General features: G+C 37.4%; 22 protein-coding genes. 18 read left to right on the top strand and 4 right to left on the bottom strand.

Translation table 11 applies throughout. The features are described from left to right. Positions 1-224: 224 nt before the first annotated feature. The 4 genes from QPK98_RS03540 to QPK98_RS03525 form a co-directional block, all read right to left on the bottom strand. Positions 225-857 carry an NAD(P)H-dependent oxidoreductase gene (locus tag QPK98_RS03540; RefSeq protein ID WP_310991628.1) on the bottom strand — a complete coding sequence of 211 codons (633 nt, stop codon included), beginning with the start codon at positions 855-857 and terminating at the stop codon, positions 225-227. A gap of 21 nt (positions 858-878) precedes the next feature. Further along, positions 879-1,679 (bottom strand): type 1 glutamine amidotransferase domain-containing protein, encoded by an 801-nt coding sequence (locus tag QPK98_RS03535; protein ID WP_310991627.1) that lies wholly within the window; start codon positions 1,677-1,679, stop codon positions 879-881. 96 nt (positions 1,680-1,775) lie between these two features. Then, positions 1,776-2,360, bottom strand: coding sequence for a Crp/Fnr family transcriptional regulator (locus tag QPK98_RS03530; protein ID WP_310991626.1), 585 nt, complete (start codon positions 2,358-2,360; stop codon positions 1,776-1,778). Between the two features lie 27 nt (positions 2,361-2,387). Further along, positions 2,388-3,278 (bottom strand): helix-turn-helix transcriptional regulator, encoded by an 891-nt coding sequence (locus QPK98_RS03525; RefSeq protein WP_310991625.1) that lies wholly within the window; start codon positions 3,276-3,278, stop codon positions 2,388-2,390. Positions 3,279-3,557: 279 nt separating this feature from the next. Between QPK98_RS03525 and hemA the strand changes: the two genes are divergently transcribed. The 18 genes from hemA (at position 3,558) to QPK98_RS03435 (ending at position 17,803) form a co-directional block, all read left to right on the top strand. Next, the gene (gene hemA, locus QPK98_RS03520; RefSeq protein ID WP_310991624.1) at positions 3,558-4,820 is read left to right on the top strand and encodes a glutamyl-tRNA reductase; all 1,263 of its coding nucleotides are present in this window, start codon (positions 3,558-3,560) and stop codon (positions 4,818-4,820) included. A gap of 2 nt (positions 4,821-4,822) precedes the next feature. Beyond that, positions 4,823-5,803, top strand: coding sequence for a hydroxymethylbilane synthase (hemC, locus tag QPK98_RS03515; RefSeq protein ID WP_310991623.1), 981 nt, complete (start codon positions 4,823-4,825; stop codon positions 5,801-5,803). Positions 5,804-5,821: 18 nt separating this feature from the next. Beyond that, on the top strand, positions 5,822-6,526 hold the full coding sequence (locus tag QPK98_RS03510; RefSeq protein ID WP_310991622.1) for a uroporphyrinogen-III synthase: 705 nt from the start codon (positions 5,822-5,824) through the stop codon (positions 6,524-6,526). A 119-nt stretch (positions 6,527-6,645) separates the two neighbouring features. Then, positions 6,646-7,674, top strand: a complete 1,029-nt coding sequence (gene hemE / locus QPK98_RS03505) for a uroporphyrinogen decarboxylase (protein ID WP_310991621.1) — start codon at positions 6,646-6,648, stop codon at positions 7,672-7,674. Next, on the top strand, positions 7,675-8,160 hold the full coding sequence (locus QPK98_RS03500) for a DUF6973 domain-containing protein (protein ID WP_310991620.1): 486 nt from the start codon (positions 7,675-7,677) through the stop codon (positions 8,158-8,160). A gap of 16 nt (positions 8,161-8,176) precedes the next feature. Continuing rightward, positions 8,177-8,929 carry an EI24 domain-containing protein gene (locus QPK98_RS03495; protein WP_310991619.1) on the top strand — a complete coding sequence of 251 codons (753 nt, stop codon included), beginning with the start codon at positions 8,177-8,179 and terminating at the stop codon, positions 8,927-8,929. An 83-nt stretch (positions 8,930-9,012) separates the two neighbouring features. After that, positions 9,013-9,915 carry an oxygen-dependent coproporphyrinogen oxidase gene (gene hemF / locus QPK98_RS03490; protein ID WP_310991618.1) on the top strand — a complete coding sequence of 301 codons (903 nt, stop codon included), beginning with the start codon at positions 9,013-9,015 and terminating at the stop codon, positions 9,913-9,915. 120 nt (positions 9,916-10,035) lie between these two features. Beyond that, a complete protein-coding gene (gene hemB, locus QPK98_RS03485) occupies positions 10,036-11,025 on the top strand; it encodes a porphobilinogen synthase (RefSeq protein WP_310991617.1) in 990 nt (329 codons plus the stop codon). A gap of 15 nt (positions 11,026-11,040) precedes the next feature. After that, complete coding sequence (locus QPK98_RS03480; protein WP_310991616.1) at positions 11,041-11,430, top strand: hypothetical protein; 390 nt, start codon at positions 11,041-11,043, stop codon at positions 11,428-11,430. A gap of 85 nt (positions 11,431-11,515) precedes the next feature. Beyond that, positions 11,516-11,986 (top strand): hypothetical protein, encoded by a 471-nt coding sequence (locus QPK98_RS03475; RefSeq protein ID WP_310991615.1) that lies wholly within the window; start codon positions 11,516-11,518, stop codon positions 11,984-11,986. A gap of 112 nt (positions 11,987-12,098) precedes the next feature. After that, a complete protein-coding gene (locus QPK98_RS03470; RefSeq protein ID WP_310991614.1) occupies positions 12,099-13,202 on the top strand; it encodes a CNNM domain-containing protein in 1,104 nt (367 codons plus the stop codon). Next, positions 13,199-13,675 carry a methylated-DNA--[protein]-cysteine S-methyltransferase gene (locus QPK98_RS03465; RefSeq protein WP_310991613.1) on the top strand — a complete coding sequence of 159 codons (477 nt, stop codon included), beginning with the start codon at positions 13,199-13,201 and terminating at the stop codon, positions 13,673-13,675. The genes QPK98_RS03470 and QPK98_RS03465 overlap by 4 nt, the downstream gene beginning before the upstream one ends. A 1-nt stretch (position 13,676) precedes the next feature. Next, positions 13,677-14,828, top strand: a complete 1,152-nt coding sequence (locus tag QPK98_RS03460) for a serine hydrolase domain-containing protein (RefSeq protein WP_310991612.1) — start codon at positions 13,677-13,679, stop codon at positions 14,826-14,828. 107 nt (positions 14,829-14,935) lie between these two features. After that, positions 14,936-15,217, top strand: coding sequence for a type II toxin-antitoxin system RelE/ParE family toxin (locus QPK98_RS03455; protein WP_310991611.1), 282 nt, complete (start codon positions 14,936-14,938; stop codon positions 15,215-15,217). An 11-nt stretch (positions 15,218-15,228) separates the two neighbouring features. Then, positions 15,229-15,531, top strand: coding sequence for a HigA family addiction module antitoxin (locus tag QPK98_RS03450; protein ID WP_310991610.1), 303 nt, complete (start codon positions 15,229-15,231; stop codon positions 15,529-15,531). Positions 15,532-15,974: 443 nt separating this feature from the next. Beyond that, entirely contained in the window at positions 15,975-16,418 is a 444-nt protein-coding gene (locus QPK98_RS03445) for a hypothetical protein (RefSeq protein WP_310991609.1), read from the top strand. A gap of 247 nt (positions 16,419-16,665) precedes the next feature. Further along, entirely contained in the window at positions 16,666-17,082 is a 417-nt protein-coding gene (locus QPK98_RS03440; RefSeq protein ID WP_310991608.1) for a hypothetical protein, read from the top strand. Between the two features lie 484 nt (positions 17,083-17,566). Beyond that, positions 17,567-17,803 carry a hypothetical protein gene (locus QPK98_RS03435; RefSeq protein ID WP_310991606.1) on the top strand — a complete coding sequence of 79 codons (237 nt, stop codon included), beginning with the start codon at positions 17,567-17,569 and terminating at the stop codon, positions 17,801-17,803.

Below are 17,803 nucleotides of genomic sequence, written 5' to 3'. Positions count from 1 at the left end.
AACAAAATTTCTCACTCTTTTAATCGGACACTGATGATTGCCAAAATCAGAAATAATTATGATTTCAACTTTTTTGAATAGCAATATAGCTTAAACAGAGGGTCGTGCTTAAAGCGCGGTCTATAACTGCTATAATAATTGAAAGCGATTTAAATAGTTAATCAAAAAACCCCCGAAAACAATTAATAGGTAGTTCGGGGGTACAACTGATCATCTAAATAAACTTAACTTAATTCAGTTATAAAATCTTCTTTTGGGGTACGCACTTTTTTCATGTTTACTAACCAGTCTTCCGATTCGTCGCGATATCCTAGTGTTAAAATCAGGGCACTCTTTAATCCTTGACCCTTTAGGTTTAATAACTCATCAATATCTTCTGGATTAAATCCTTCCATTGGCGTAGCATCAACTTTTTGTTCGGCGGCAGCGGCTATTGCCAGACCGAATGAAATGTAGGCTTGTTTGGCAGCGTGGTTTGCATGCCAATCTGCACTTAGCGGTTTATACATGCTCCAAAGGTTGTTTTTATAATCGTCCATTGTATCTTGGGGTAAGCCGCGCTGGTCTAGAGTATATTTGAAAACAGATTCAATTCTGTCTAAAGTATATCCGTCCCAAGAAGCAAATACTAAAACATGTGACGCATCTAAAATCTGACTTTGGTCCCAAGCTATAGGCTTTATTTTTTGCAATAACTCTTTGTTAGAGATTGCAAATATTTTATAAGGTTGAAGGCCAGACGATGAAGGTGCCAATCTTGCTGCTTCTAATATGTAATCAAGTTTTTCCTTCGGAATGGTTTCTCCATTCATTTTTTTAGTAGCATAACGCCACTTTAAATTTTCAATTAGTTTCATATGGATGTTAAGTCTTAACTTTTACTTATTTAATCTTTCTAATAGTTTTTCAGCAACTAGCTCTGACGATGCAGGGTTTTGACCGGTAATTAATAGGCCATCTTCAACTGCATAAGCAGCCCAATTCTCTTTTTTAGAGTATTCACCACCCTTTTCTTTTAGCATATCTTCTACTAAAAAAGGAACAACATTGGTTAATTGTACAGCGTCTTCTTCGCTGTTGCTAAAACCCGTAACTTTTTTGCCCTTTACTAAAGAGGAACCATCTGTTGCCTTTGTGTTTTTAAATACGGCTGGCGCGTGACATACTGCTGCAATGGTTTTATTGTTTTTATAAAATGATTCAATTAAATTGATTGAGTTTTCATCCTCAACTAAATCCCATAATGGTCCGTGTCCGCCAGGATAAAAAACTGCATCAAAATCTGTATGATCAACAGTTTTTAATTGTACTGTGTTTGTAAGAATTGCTTGTGTTTCTGAATCTTTTTTAAACCTAATGCTTGCTGGAGTCTCTGCCGCTGGAGCTTCACTTCTGGGGTCTATTGGCGGTTGTCCACCTTTAGGAGAGGCTATTGTAATTTCAATACCATTGTCCTTTAATATATAATATGGTGCCGCAAATTCCTCTATCCAAAATCCAGTTTTCTCGCCTGTATTCCCTAATTCAGAATGGCTTGTTAAAACAAACAATACCTTTTTCGTTGTTTCCTTTGTAATTGGTTTAGAGGCCACTTCTGTTACATTATCTTTTTGTGAATTGCCACAAGAAGTAATTAACGCGGCGATTATTACCGTAAGGCTTATTAGTTTTTGTTTCATATTTAATTTATGGGTTATTGATTTTTAAACCTACTTTTTTGTCGGGAGCAAAGATAATGCACGCTATCGACAAAAAAATTGACCTATGGTAATAAACTAGCCTTGGGCTAACTCTTTGCGAATACGGCTAAGGCTTTGAGTTGTAATGCCTAAATACGAAGCAATATGGTAGTTTTTTACGCTTTGCTCTATATTTGGGTAGGTGTGAATAAAGTTTAAATATCGTTCTGAGGCAGACTGAGCTAAGTTGGAAATAATTCTTTTTTGAAAGGAAGAAAAGGCACGTTCCATCTTTTTACGAAAATAAGATTCTAGTTTTGGCATAGCCAAATAAAGTGCTTCCATCTCGTTTTTAGTTATTTTAAAGAGTGTTGAATCTTGTATACATTCAATATGCATTGCCGCTTGGCTAGAATTAAAAAAGGCAGTATAATCACTTATCCACCAATCTTCAACAGCAAACTGAACCGTGTGTTCTTTCCCGTCAGGGTCTATGTAATAGGTGCGTAAACATCCAGAGGCCACAAAATATTGGTCGTTTACCTGCTGTCCGGCTTCTAACAGCAAATTGTGCTTGGAGAGCTCTAGCCTTTTAAAGCTATGCGCTAGCAACTCATTTTCAGTTGTAGTAAAGGAGAGGTCTTTAAATATGGTTTTTACTAGTTTAGGTTCTACAGCCATTAGTACACTTTGGTTTTTACAATTTATTTAAACGTTTAGCCCCATCAAAAATTTCTTAGGGGTAGTGCCAAATTTCTTTTTGAATGCCGCAATAAAATGGCTTGAGGCGCTATACCCAATTTTTAGTCCCACCTCGTTAACGTTATAAGATCCTGTGGCTAAAAGTTGCCGGGCAACCTCCATTTTATAGTCAAATAGAAAGCTAAATACCGAATCGCCATAAACCTGTTTAAACCCTTCTTTTAATCGGTTAATTGGCAAGTTAATTTCATCGGCCAATTCTTGGAGGCTGGGAGGCTCTGCCATTCTTGAAATTATGATCTCTTTTGCCTTTTTTATTTTTAGCACATTCTCTTCATCTGCAAGAAAAGGACATTGCTCAACATCTGCATTTTCGGGACGATTAAAATACAGGCTTAATAACTCATAAGCCTTTCCTTTAAAATACAAAGGCTTGATGCTTGGATGAAGGCTGTAATTCATTAATTGATTAAGCACAATGGCTTTTGAAGGCGAAATGCGATCTTCTTTATAATACTTACGATCTTTATTTTCGGCGCTCAGAAAGGTTATATAGTTTGCTTCCGAAGAAAAGAATCCGTGTAACTTACTAATGGGAAGTAAAATGGATAGTACACTTGCATTTTTTTCAAGCTCTAGCGCTATGGGAAGATCCCGTTGCGGATTGTATAGCAATAAGGAATGATTTTCCTGAATTGGAAGTTTGTATTGCCCCTTGTTAAAAGCAAAGGAAGCAGCGCCTTTTATACAAAAGTGAAACTGGATAAAACTTGTAACTACCTCACGCTTGTAAACTTGGCTTTTAGTTGTGTTGTTGTGAAACTTTAAAATAAAAAAGCCATCTTCTAAAAGTACTTCTTCGTAAAATCCTTGAGCGTTGTTTTTTTCTGAATCCATGGTGATTTTGAAATGATTTTATTTAGAATTGTTCTAAATAAAATTGCTTTATATTTGATGTAATAGTGCGAATTTAGGGCATTTGCAGCGGGTAAAAATATAAATTAATCCAAATTTAACACCGAGCGTTATAAAAGATGCCGCTAGCGATATATTTTAAAAAGCAATGCCCGTACATTTGCTACTCTTTGATATGAAACAGCTACCTACACTTTATAATTCTTCCAAATCGAGCAATTCGGCTGTTCCTGTTTTCTACGGCTCAAATATACTTTGTGGATGAAAAATAATCTAAAATCATATTCTGGCGAAAGTCTTGAAGGCAATTTTTACGTCATTGGTCTCAATTATAAAAAAGCTGATGCAGAACTGCGCGGGCGGTTTAGTATTGACGATACGGCCAAACAGCAAATTCTTAGCCAAGCAAAAATTGATGGCGTTCCTTCATTAGCGGTTATTTCTACTTGCAACAGAACCGAACTTTACGGTTTTGCCCAGCATCCTTTTCAACTTATAAAATTGCTTTGCGAGTACACCAATGGTAGTGTTGAGGAATTTGATAAAGTAGCTTACATTTATAAAAATCGCGATGCGGTTTCTCACCTTTTTAACGTTGGTACTGGCTTGGATAGTCAGATTTTAGGTGACTTTGAAATTATAAGTCAGCTTCGTAATGCATTCCGAAAATCTAAAAAACACGATATCGTTAATCCGTTTATGGAGCGCCTTATAAACGCAGTTATTCAGGCGAGCAAGCGTATTAAAAATGAAACGAAGATCTCCTCGGGCGCCACTTCCGTAAGCTTTGCGGCCGTACAGTATATTATGGCGCAGGTTCCAGATATTTCTGAAAAGAACATCTTGCTTTTTGGAACTGGTAAAATAGGAAGAAACACCTGCGAAAACCTTATAAAACACACCAAGAACGATCATATAACCCTTATAAACCGCACCAAGGAGAAAGCCGAAAAAGTTGGAGGGAAATTCAATTTGCTGGTTAGGGATTATGCGAATATCCAAGATGAAATTTCTCAAACCGATGTTCTTATTGTAGCAACGGGGGCGCAGAATCCTACTATTTCAAAAGCGCTATTAAAGCTAACAAAACCGCTTTTGATTCTCGATCTTTCAATCCCGAAAAATGTTTCGGAAGACGTTTTAGATCATCAGCTGGTAAACTTGGTTCATTTAGACGAGCTTTCAGCGTTAACCAATGAAACGCTTCAACAACGGGCCTCACAGTTGCCACTAGCTAAAAAAATAATTGCCGAAATTGAGAACGATTTTAATAAATGGGCAGACCATAGAAAGTTTGCGCCAACTATTAGAGCACTAAAACTTAAACTTACCGAAATAAAGGAAGGCGAATTGGATTATCAGCGAAAAAAAATCGCTGACTTTAATGAAGAGCAAGCCGAAATAATTAGCGATCGTCTTATCCAAAAAGTTACTACCCATTTTGCCAACCACTTAAAAGGTGAAGAAGGTTCTGCCGAAAGTATTGAGCTTATTCGCAGGGTCTTTCAACTTGAAACTGCTTAGACTTGAAAAAAACAATCCGCATTGGAACCCGCGACAGTGAACTTGCACTTTGGCAAGCCAATACCGTAAAAAGGAAGCTTGAGGCTTTAGGGTACAAAACAGAACTCGTTCCCGTAAAATCACAGGGCGATATTGTCTTAGACAAGCCGCTGTACGAAATGGGAATCACCGGTATTTTTACTAAAACTTTAGATGTTGCCATGATTAATGGAATGGTAGATATTGCCGTTCATAGCATGAAAGATGTACCTACGTTATTGCCTAAAGGTATAATGCAAACTGCCGTTTTGGAACGAGCCACTTCAGAAGATATTTTGGTGACTGAAACTGATGCAGATTTTGAAAAACCGTGTACAATTGCCACAGGAAGCCTTCGTAGGCAAGCCCAATGGCTTCACAGGTATCCTAACCACAAAGTTGTTGACATACGCGGCAATGTAAATACCAGACTTCAAAAGTTAAAAGACAATAACTGGGAAGGTGCAATTTTTGCAAAAGCCGGTTTAGAAAGAATCAATGTGCTGCCAAAAAAATATATCAATTTAGATTGGATGATTCCTGCGCCGGCACAAGGAGCAATGGTAATAGTGGCTATGGAAAATGATCCGTTTTCAATTGAAGCTACTTCAAAATTAAACCATACCGCTTCAGACATTTGTACCCATATAGAACGCCAATTTTTAAACACCTTAGAAGGAGGATGTACCGCACCCATTGGCGCTTTTGCAGAAATTATTCAGGAAAAAATCATGTTTAAGGGCTGCTTGTTTTCATTAGATGGAAAAGAAATGCTCGAAGTTGAAAAGAGTGTTAATATAAAAGACCTTGAGCTGCAAGGTGTTGGCAACGAGGGAGGCCCTGCTTCGGGAAACTCAGCACAACCACTTTTGGGCCTGACTCTAGGTAAAAATTGTGCTCAAGAAATCCTTCAAAATGGCGGAAAGGAATTAATGGCCAAAATTAAAAAACGTACAAATAAGTAGGCTCCTAAAAGTGTTGCGATGAAAAGCGTTCTCTCCACCAAAAAATTAACTTCTTCTCAGCGGGGATTGCTGATAAATGCTGGGGTTTCTTTGGTAGAATACAATGCAATACAAATTGAACCTTTAACGTTTAAAACGCCCTTAAATATTGAGAATGCCATATTTACAAGTCAAAATGGTGTGCATTCATTCGTCTCTAATGTCCGTTCGGGTATCGAGAATACGCTCGGTCTTAATTCCGTAGCCAACTGTTATTGTGTAGGCCAAAAAACAAAAGCACTTTTAGAGAAAAACGGAGCAAAAGTGGTTAAAATGACCGAATATGCTTCAGAATTGGCGCCGTATTTAGTAGAAAACCACAAAAACGAGCATTTTTACTTTTTCTGCGGAAATATTCGAAGTGATGTAATTCCTTCAGTTCTAAGTAAAAATAATGTTTCGTTTGAAGAAATAAATGTTTACAAAACAACTTTAAGCCCGAAAAAGTTTGAAAGGCAGTTTGATGCAATATTGTTTTTTAGCCCAAGTGGCGTAAGAAGTTTTTTTGAGGCTAACCTGCGAGGTATGAGCGAGAAACGAGCGATCCTTGTAGGTTTTCCTAAAGTAGTTTGCATAGGAACCACAACCGCTTCCGAAGCAAAGAAATACACGGATAATGTGGTCATTTCAAATTCCACAACCGTTGAAAGTGTGATTGCAAAAGCGGTGAAAGTGTTGACCTAACCTACAAGGTATGAACGCGGAAGGAGCAATTCTTGTAGGTCTTAAAATGATTTAAATAACTAATAAATAGATTTCTGCTGAAGTTTACAAGGAGCGAAGTCGAAGTACGGAAGAACATTATGATTAAAAACGATTTATTTTTAAAAGCCCTTCGCGGAGAAACCGTGGAGCGACCGCCTGTTTGGATGATGCGGCAAGCCGGCAGGTATCTGCCAGAATTTATGGAGATTAAGGCGAAATACGACTTTTTTACCCGTTGCCAGACTCCTGAACTCGCCAGCGAAATAACCGTGCAACCCATTAGAAGATACGGGATGGATGCTGCCATTTTGTTTTGCGATATTTTGGTGATTCCGCAGGCAATGAACATTCATGTAGAGATGAAACCCGGGGTTGGACCGTGGTTACCAGAGCCAATTCGTTCTCAAAAAGACTTGGAACGCGTTATTGTTCCAGATATAAATGACAGTCTTGGCTATGTAATGGACGCCATAAAAATGACTAAAGAAAAATTGAACGATGAGGTCCCGTTGATTGGTTTTGCTGGTAGTCCGTGGACTATTCTTTGCTATTGCGTACAAGGGCAGGGAAGTAAGAATTTTGATAAAGCGAAGGAATTCTGCTTTACACAACCTGTTGCGGCGCACGAATTACTTCAGAAAATTACCGACACCACCATCTTATACTTAAAAGAAAAAGTAAAAGCTGGGGTTAATGCCTTGCAGGTTTTTGACAGTTGGGGTGGCATGCTTTCGCCAACCGATTATCAAGAATTTAGTTGGCAATATATCCAGCAAATTATAGACGCTTTAAAAGATGAAGCTCCTGTAATTGCTTTCGGAAAAGGTTGCTGGTTTGCTTTAGATACCATGGCTAAAAGTGGCGCTTCTGCTTTAGGTGTAGATTGGACTTGCTCGCCAAAAAATGCGCGGTATTTAAGCGGTGGAAAAATTACACTACAAGGAAATTTTGATCCAACTAGACTTTTTAGTCCGCCGTCAGAAATAAAAAAGATGGTAAAAAAGATGATTGATGAATTTGGAAAAGACCGATATATTGTAAATTTAGGTCATGGAATTTTACCCAATATTCCATTGGAAAATGCAGGTGCTTTTATTGAAGCGGTTAAAGAATATAAACAAGATTAAATGCTTTGGCGGATTTTTAATAATTTAGATTTTAAGCAACTCTTTGGGTTGCTTGGTCTTTTTCTTAGGAATCCGCTATACACCATTCCTACAATTTTTGCTACTAAAGATTGTATGAACATTGCTCAGCGGGAGTACGGAAGTAAACATCACTTAAGCAATCCCGCCAATGCTTTTAGACATGCACTTTGGGTGATTTTGATAACCCGAAAATGTTTAAAATGGAAGAATAATGAAGAGAAAGCAGTTTCTTGGGCGAAGAAATTCACCGATTGGCATGAAGATTTTTCGCCGAATAAACCTTTAGATCGAGCAATGGATTTGCACAACAACCAAGTGGGGCTTGCTTTTTATAAAGATGTGAAAAATAAAACGGAAGAAGAAATTGTTTCGTTTTTGAAAGAAAAAGCTTTGGAAGCTAAAAGAGTTGAAACGGTAGATGCGGTTGAAAGCTTTGAAAATAAATTAGTTTATATTGAAAGTTGAGATTTGAAATTGATACATGATAAAAAACATTCTAAAAGGCATAAAAGCATACACGGGCACTATAAAACTCATTAAGAAACTTGGGCTTTGGAAGTATTTTGGTGTGCCCATGGCCATCAGTTTTATTACTGCGGTTTCCATTGGGTTTTTAGCGTGGGGGCTAAGTGATAACCTGGGTGCTTTTATTTCAAAAGTTTGGTTTTGGGAATGGGGTTCGGAAACCTTTAGAACGATCAGTGATTTTATTGGAGGCCTTTTGATAATTGCTGTGGGGCTTATACTTTACCGCCATATTGTAATGGCTCTCAGTGCTCCGTTTATGAGTCCGGTTTCTGAAAAGATTGAAAAGCACTTATACGGAGTAAATGAGATAGACCATTCGCACAGAAACACTACCAACGCCGGCCAATTATGGCGAGGTGTGCGGCTAAATGTTCGAAATCTGTTGTTGGAATTGCTGTTTACCATTCCAATTATTTTGATTGGTTTTATTCCGGTGGTTGGAATAATATCGACGGTTCTTTTGTTCTTAGTACAAAGTTATTATGCAGGTTTCGGGAATATGGATTACACCTTGGAAAGACATTTTAAATACGCTGAAAGCATTCAATTTGTACGCCGAAACAGAGGATTAGCAATTGGGAACGGTATTGTTTTTATGCTAATGCTGCTTATTCCTGTTGTGGGAATTATCTTGGTTTTACCGCTTTCGGTAACAGCGGCGAGTACGCAAACATTACGGGTTTTGGAGAACTCAAAAGTTTCCTAAACTTCCTGCAAGGTCTCGAAGACATCCTGCAAGGTATTGTCGACGAAGGAGACTTCCTTGTAGGTCTAAAAACGAAAACATTAATGAAAAAACAATTTGTTGCATACATAAAGAACTTACAAAACGAAATTACTTCTGCCATGGAAGAAATTGACGGGAAGGCGAAGTTCCAAGAAGATAAATGGATCCGTAAAGAAGGTGGCGGCGGACAAACCCGCGTAATTGAAAACGGAGCTGTTTTTGAAAAAGGCGGTGTAAATATTAGCGAAGTCCACGGGAAATTACCCGAAAGCATGCAGGCATATTTTGGCGTAAAAGATGCCGATTTCTTTGCCTGTGGCCTCAGTTTGGTGTTACATCCCAAAAGCCCGATGGTGCCTACAGTGCATGCAAACTGGCGCTATTTTGAAATGTATGATGCCGAAGGGAATATTGTTGATAGTTGGTTTGGCGGAGGGCAGGATCTAACCCCATATTATTTATTTGATGAAGATGCAGAACATTTTCATCAAGTTTGTAAAACGGCTTGCGACAATCATAACCCTGCGTTTTACGACACTTACAAAAAACGTTGCGACGAATATTTCTGGAACTCTCATCGCGATGAAGCTCGAGGTGTTGGCGGACTTTTCTTTGATTATTTAAAAGAAACTGACACAATGAAAATGCAAGATTGGTATAACTTCGTAACCGAAATAGGCGATAGCTTTTTGGAGTGTTACCTTCCTATTGTTGAAAAAAGAAAAGATATTTCGTATTCCGAAGCAAATAGAACGTGGCAGGAAATAAGGCGTGGACGTTATGTAGAATTCAACCTTGTTCATGATAAAGGCACACTTTTCGGACTAAAAACCAACGGCCGGATTGAAAGTATTTTGATGAGCTTGCCACCGCACGTGCAATGGAAATACAATTTTCATCCAGAGCCTGGTAGTGAAGAAGAAAAACTTGTTACAGTTTTAAAAAACCCGAAAGAGTGGGTTTAGATAAATGTCTTCTCGAGTGCTGGCCGGTAATAATTGTGCTGGTGGCAGTTGAGCGGATTTTAAAAAATTTTAAATATTAAATAGGTTTTGACTGCGCCAAACCTGATAAAAAATAAGAATATGTATCCATTAAGAAGAAACCGAAGATTGCGAACCAGTGAAAGTATGCGAAGCTTGGTTCGGGAAACAATTTTAAGTCCGAAAGATTTTATCGTCCCACTTTTTGTTGTTGAAGGGAAAGGAGTTAAAGAAGAAATTGCTTCTATGCCTAACTATTACAGATTGAGTATAGATTTGCTAGACAAGGAAGTAAAAGAGCTTTGGAAACTTGGGCTGAAATCGGTGTTGCTTTTTGTAAAAGTTGATGATAAACTAAAAGATAACACAGGAAAAGAAGCATTAAACCCCGATGGATTGATGCAGCGCGCCATAAAAACGGTTAAAAACGCAGTGCCAGAAATGGTCGTTATGACTGATGTTGCTTTAGATCCTTTTTCAATCTACGGCCATGACGGAATTGTTTCTGACGGAAAAATTTTAAATGACGACAGTAGCGCGGTATTGGCCGAAATGTCCTTGAGCCATGCCAAAGCAGGAGCAGATGTTGTAGCGCCAAGTGATATGATGGATGGCCGTATTTTCGAAATTAGAACACTTTTGGAAGATGAAGGTTTCGTTGATACTGGAATTATGGCCTATAGTGCCAAATACGCTTCGGCATTTTATGGGCCGTTCCGCGATGCATTGGATTCTGCGCCAGTAGATGTGAAAGATATTCCGAAGAATAAAAAAACCTATCAGATGGACTTTGGAAATCGAGAGGAAGCCATTCGAGAAACCTTGATGGATATTGATGAAGGAGCCGATATTGTAATGGTAAAACCAGGACTATGTTATTTGGATATTGTTCGCGAAATTAAAAACAGCGTAAACGTACCTGTGGCAGTTTATCAAGTTAGTGGCGAGTATTCCATGTTGAAAGCAGCAGCCGAAAAAGGATGGTTAGATCATGATGCAGTTATGCTAGAACAAGTTACCGCTATTAAAAGAGCAGGAGCTTCTATGATTGCTAGCTATTTTGCAAAAGACGTAGCGAAGTTGATTAATTAGTAAAACTTTATATTTTTGAAATCAATTTTCGCGTACATTTGTTTCGTGAAACCTGCTGAAAAACATATCGGTACATTGTTAATCTCGATTGCCATCTTCTTGGTATTCGGGAATACGGCTTTTGCGCATATAGCTTTCTCAGAAAAAACACATTCAACGGCAAATGCCGATTTGAAAGCCGATGATAGCGGCAAACCCTTGGTGTTTGATGAACAGGTTATAAATGAGCTGTCCCCCACATTCTCTCAAAATGAACAGCTGGGTGCTGGCGAGGTAGGAGCTTTTTATAGGAGTCAGAATTTTTTAGATGTTCAAAGCTCTTCTTCATTTATTTGTTCATATTCGTTAACTGACAAACGGGAACTTCTTTTTCGGTATCTCTTTCCCTTTCACTTCTTTTGGTAATTTTTTTGATGACTTTTTCGTAGCCTTCGAATTGATTTTCGAAGCACTCTTTATTTAAAATCACTCATCTTAAAAATTATTTATTATGGAAATAAGTGCATCCCTTATTGGGGTAGTTATGTTGTTGTTGGTTGCAATACCTGTGGGTTATATGATTGTAAGCGCAGGAAGTGCCAACAAAAAAATCAAGAAATCTGTTATTCAACGTTCGCAAAACAGCGGCATTCAATTAGCAGATTTAGATGTCATCGGTAATTTGGTTATCGGGTTAGACAGTGTTTCAAAAAAACTGGTTTATACATCAAAAAGGAATCCTTCGGGCGATTTTGAAATTGTCAATATGGAAGATGTAAAAAAATGTCGCGCCAAGAGCGTCAAGCAATCTGATAAAACCCTAGATTGGGTTGGCCTTGAATTTGAGGAAAAGACTGGAAAGAAAGAAATCACTTTCTATAACGAACACGCAGATGATGCGTTAAGCAAAGATCCGTTTGTTAGCCTCCAAGACGCCAAACGCTGGGAGGCCAAATTAATCCCGCTATTAAAAGTGTCATAACAAAATGACTAAAAAAACCGTCCATCGTGGCGGTTTTTTTGTATAATTAACACAATCTTATCGTACAAACTGTTTTTAAATTCTTTATTTTAGAAAAAATTTTATATTCCAGATGACATTACTTATAGTATATGCCCTTTTATCTATTTTCTTTTCTTTTTTATGCTCCATCTTAGAGGCCGCACTGCTGAGCTTTACCCCAACCTATTTACGAATGAAAACACAGGAAGGTAAAGGCTATGCAAAGACTTTGACCAACTTTAAAAAGGACATTGACAGGCCTTTAATCGCAATCCTTACCCTTAACACCATCGCCCATACCGTTGGGGCAATATTAGTTGGAGTACAAGCTGAAAAACTCCCGTTTAAGGTAGAATTTATGGGGATGAATATTGTAGGCGTTGTTTCGGCAATCATGACGGTTCTCATTTTGGTTGTTTCAGAAATTATTCCAAAAACTATAGGAGCTACATATTGGAAAAAACTGGGCGCTTTTACTGCAATGTTCCTAAAAGCGATCATTTTTCCACTGAAATACACTGGAATACTTTGGCTATTGATGTTTGTTACTAAAATGGTTGGTAAATCTGCTCATGTAAGTACGATGAGTCGCGAAGAGTTTATGGCAATTACCGATGCTGCCGAAGAAGAAGGCGTTTTTGAGGAAAAGGAAACCACGGTAATCAAGAATCTCTTGGTCTTTAAAAGTGTACACGCTAAAGATGTAATGACGCCTTTTACTGTGGTAACGCTGGAAGACGAAAATAAAAGTCTTACCGAATTCCACGAAACACATAAAAGCCTACGTTTTTCACGAATTCCTATTTATAAAAATAAAACCCATAATATTTCTGGTTTTGTACTTCGGGACGATATTTTGGAGGAAATTGTAGAAAATCGGGGCGATAAACTGCTAAGCGATATAAAACGGGAAATTTTTGTTGTTTCGGCTGAAAAACCCATCCCAGAGCTGTTTGAAATATTTATTAAAGAACGCATGCACATTGCGGCAGTTGTAGATGATTTTGGAAACACCATAGGTATTGTTACTATGGAAGATATTATTGAAACCCTGCTGGGATTAGAGATTATGGATGAAAGTGATAACATTCAAGATATGCAAGCCCAAGCAAGAAAAAATTGGGAAAAACGTGCAAAACGAATGGGGATACAGGTAAATGAGGAGCCAAGCCCCAAAAAAGAAAGTGAAAATTGACAAAGGCTTTTATACAATCTCCACTGGGAGGTTTGGAACTAATAGGAAGTGCAGCCGGACTTTCGGCCGTTATTTTTAAAGATGCGGAAGCTATGCCAGTTTCTGAAAAAATTCCGGAAGAATTGCAAGATGCTGTCCATCAGTTGGAGGAATATTTTGATGGAAAACGCAAGGATTTCAGCTTAAAACTCGCCCTAGAAGGCACCGATTTTCAAAAACGCGTCTGGAAGCAACTACAGGAAATACCTTACGGAAAAACAATGAGCTATCAAGAAATGGCTAATCGGTTGGGCGATCCAAAAGTTATTCGTGCGGCGGCTTCTGCAAATGGAAAAAACCCTATTTCAATTATAATACCGTGTCATCGGGTAATTGGCAGCGATGGTTCACTTACGGGCTATGCCGGCGGGTTGCATCGTAAAAAGTGGTTGCTGGAACACGAAAGTCCTTCGCCACAACAAAGTTTGTTTTAAGATGAAAGCACTTAAAAAATTTTTCATAAGTATCCTTATCTTGCTGCTGCTAGTGGTATTAGGACTTTTTGCTACGGGCAACGGGTATATTTTGAAAGGCATTTGGGTAGTCTATCTTCACGGCCATACCACAGCTTATATTAACGACTTTAAATATTTTGAAAACGATAAAATTCCTGCAAGTACAAACCCACAGCCTTGGGCTATCCATAAAGATTACAATACTGTTGAAGCAACATCAAAACTATCAGAAACCAATGAAAAGCTGGGAACGATAGCCTTTATGGTAATCAAAAATGACAGTATTTGGTTTGAAAAGTATTTTGAAGATTTCGGGAAAGACTCCCAAACCAATTCCTTTTCAATGGCAAAGAGTATCACTTCGGCCTTATTGGGAAAAGCAATTGACGACGGGTTTATAAAAAGCTTGGAACAACCCGTTGGCGATTTCTATCCACAATATAAAGAAACAGGATTGACCGTTGGCGATCTTTCTTCTATGGCATCTGGATTAAATTGGGACGAATCTTATAAAAATCCGTTTGGCATGACCGCTAGAGCGTATTATGACGCCAATTTATCTGAAACTATTTTAAATCTGGAAGTTGTGGATACACCGGGCGTGAAGTTTAAGTATTTAAGCGGAAACACTGAACTTTTGGCAATGGTGGTTCAAAAAGCTACGAAAATGCCCCTGGCCGACTATTTATATAAAAACTTTTGGAATCTTATGGGGGCTGAAAACCCTGCTATTTGGCAAGTGGACGATAAAGAAAATAGGTTGGTAAAAGCTTATTGCTGCTTGGGAAGTAATGCTCGCGATTTTGCGAGGTTTGGGAAACTTTACAAAGATTATGGCAAATGGAATGGCAAGCAATTATTAGATTCAACTTTTGTAGCAAGATCAATAAAGCCACGTTTTGCCAAAAGCCCCGAATACGGTTATGGGTTTTGGTTAAGTGATTTTATGGGGAAGGATATTTTTGCAATGCGCGGTATTTTAGGGCAATATGTAATTGTAATACCCGAAGACGATTTGCTTATCGTTAGGCTGGGCCACCAACGTGGAAGAATGACCGCCTTACCATTTAGCTCAGACTTCTATGTGTATGTTGAAGAGGTTTATAAGATGCTTCAGAATGAGGCATTGTAAAATGGCGGTTTTTTGTTTTGTATATTTACTTGTTAGGCAACATTTGAAAAAAATTCTGCAAACATTCAAAAATATGCTTACCTTTGACGTTAGTAACGTGAAAAGATATGATGTTATCCTTTGGTTCAAAAGAAACCGAACAAATTTGGAACGGAATCCGAGTTAAGAAAATGCCGATTGATATTCAAAACGTTGGACGGAGGAAATTAAGAATGTTGAACAACTCGCAAGATATTTCCGATTTGCGAATTCCACCATCCAACCGACTGGAAAAACTAACCGGAAAATTAAGCGAATTTTACAGTATTCGGATTAATAAACAATGGCGGATTATTTTCATTTGGGATAAAGGAAACGCAAACGAAGTGCAAATAATTGATTATCATTAAAAAATATAAAAATGGAAAAGTTAGCAAATGTACATCCTGGAGAAATCTTGAATTACGAATTTCTTGAGCCGTTGGAAATCACCGCATACCGACTTTCCAAAGACTTGAAAATACCTCAAACCAGAATTTCGGAAATTATTAAAGGAAACCGAAGAATTACGGCTGACACAGCTTTACGATTAAGCAAATATTTTGGGAATTCTGCAAAATTCTGGCTCGGTCTTCAAAATGATTTTGATATCGAAGAAGAAAAAGAAAATAAAGAAAATGAATTGAGCGAAATAAAGCAACACGTGGATAAAAACGTTGCCTAACAAGGTATCCTATGAAAAGCACTAATCCCGTTCTTCAAAAATAATATTTTTATTTTAATTAACTCATAATGATGATTTTGGGGTGTTGAAATGTTGGCAACTCTATCGGGAATATGTTTGGTTGTCAACATTTCAATACCATATAACTTGCTCCTCCGCTGCCGCGATCCCGAGGCGTCGGGAGTATCTCGTGGCTTTACCATAGTTTAAGTATAAAAACAGGTCTATGTTGCCACTGGTTTTTAGTACAGAATCCCTTTAGAAATCTTGATATCCTGAAATTCGCTATCTTTAAGCTGTAGAACACACCGTAATGCTGACAACCTGAGAATGAACGTGATGCCACCGACAATTGTTGGGGCGCGCATTGATTTGAAAACGAATTAATTACAGCGCCAACTCTCCGCGTTTTGTATATTTACTTGTTGGCAAACATTTAAAAAATGAATCCAAAATATAAAGACCTTGCCGAAAAAGTAATTGAATTTTTTAAAAATTCCGATAAATATAAACTCGTTCCAGCAAGGGATTTATTACATATTCTTAAAGATAGGGAAACAGCAGAAAAAGTCATACATCCATTAGAAAAGGACTACGGGTTATTAGAACGATCTGGAAAGTATAGTCTGCGATTAACAAAAAAAGGCTGGGAATTTACAACTTTTGCTAATTTAGAACAGCAAAGAAAACCCAACATTTTAAGTGAAAATCTTTCTAATGCAACAACCGCGGAGATAAATAAAAAAAATAGTTTTAAAACGACTGAAAAAAAATCAAATAAATTTATCTTATTCTTAGAAAAATTTTGGTGGCAGATTTTGATTCCTTTAGCTATTGGAATGATATTACTTCTAATTGAAAGAGGAATTATAGATATTGGTATTTAACACTAAAGAAATAATCTGATACAGAAAACGGTTGGCAACACTGTATAAAAAAAATAGGGCAAGTAATTGCTAAACCCAATGTTTCAGGCGTATTTGCGAGTTCGCCAAATCTTTTGATTTAGCTTTAGAAGAATAATATAAAACAAAATACAAAAGATTTGGCTTGTGGATAATCCGGAAGGAAATTGCTTATTTACAGCCCTACTTCTTTTATACTAAACGCTAGCAATAATTTAAAAAAATTGCATTGATAAAAAAATATAGAAATCAAAAATTACGTCAACTGATCTTTGGGATTATTTGGTTGGTTTGGATTGGTGTTTCTGTAGATTCTCACATCATCCAAACTGGCTTATTCGCTTTTCTCCTTTTTATTGGAATTGTATATAGTACAAAATTATTGACCAATATTAAAAAAAGTGATGGATTTTACAGTTTTGAGACCTACTCAGTTATAATCCAAAAGGAAACGATTAAAATTTCAGAATCTCAACTTGTGGATTTGCAATACTATGCAGATTCCTTTTTTAAATCTTATAATTTGGTTTTAAAGTATGATGGAACGAATGGAGTTATCACGAAAAAACTATATCTCAATGCAGGGCCCCATAGTGAATTGAGATCCGAAATAAACCGAATTAGACAAACTATTAACGCTAAATAATTAAGCCCCGCTGCCGCGATCCCGAGGCGTCGGGAGTATCTCGTGGCTTTACCATAGTTTAAGTATAAAAACAGGTCTATGTTGCCACTGGTTTTTAGTACAGAATCCCTTTAGAAATCTTGATATCCTGAAATTCGCTATCTTTAAGCTGTAGATTCAAAATGCAGAACATGCAGTAATGCTAGCAACTTGGGAAAGAACGCAATATAATCGCGCATTAGCGGAGGCAATATGTAATTGTAATACCCGAAGACAATTTGATTATCGTTACGCTGGGCCACCGACGCGGAAAAATGACTGCCTTACCATTTAGCTCAGACTTCTATGTGTATGTTGAAGAGGTTTATAAGATGCTTCAGAATGAGGCATTGTAAAATGGCGGGTTTTTGTTTTGTATATTTACTTGTTGGCAGTAATACAAGAAAATCGTTTTTCAAATAAACATCTAGTGAAAAAATTGTATTTTTGATTAAATACACGAATTATGGATTTACAAACTCGAAAACTCAACTTAATAACTTATCTAGCCCAAATTAAGGACGAGATATTATTTGACAAATTGGAAAATTATATCCTAAAAAGAGAGATTGAACACAATCCTGAATTAAAACCATTTACTGTCGAGGAATTACTTAATCGAATTGAAAAATCTGAATTGGATATAAAAAAGGGCAATGTAAAAAGTCAAGAAGATCTAGAGAGAATATCAGCAAATTGGTAA

Origin of the sequence: Aequorivita marina (assembly GCF_031631895.2) — a bacterium.
Taxonomy (GTDB): Bacteria; Bacteroidota; Bacteroidia; order Flavobacteriales; family Flavobacteriaceae; genus Aequorivita; species Aequorivita marina.
Note: the sequence above shows the minus strand (reverse complement) of the source record. Positions and strands in the feature narration are given on the sequence as shown.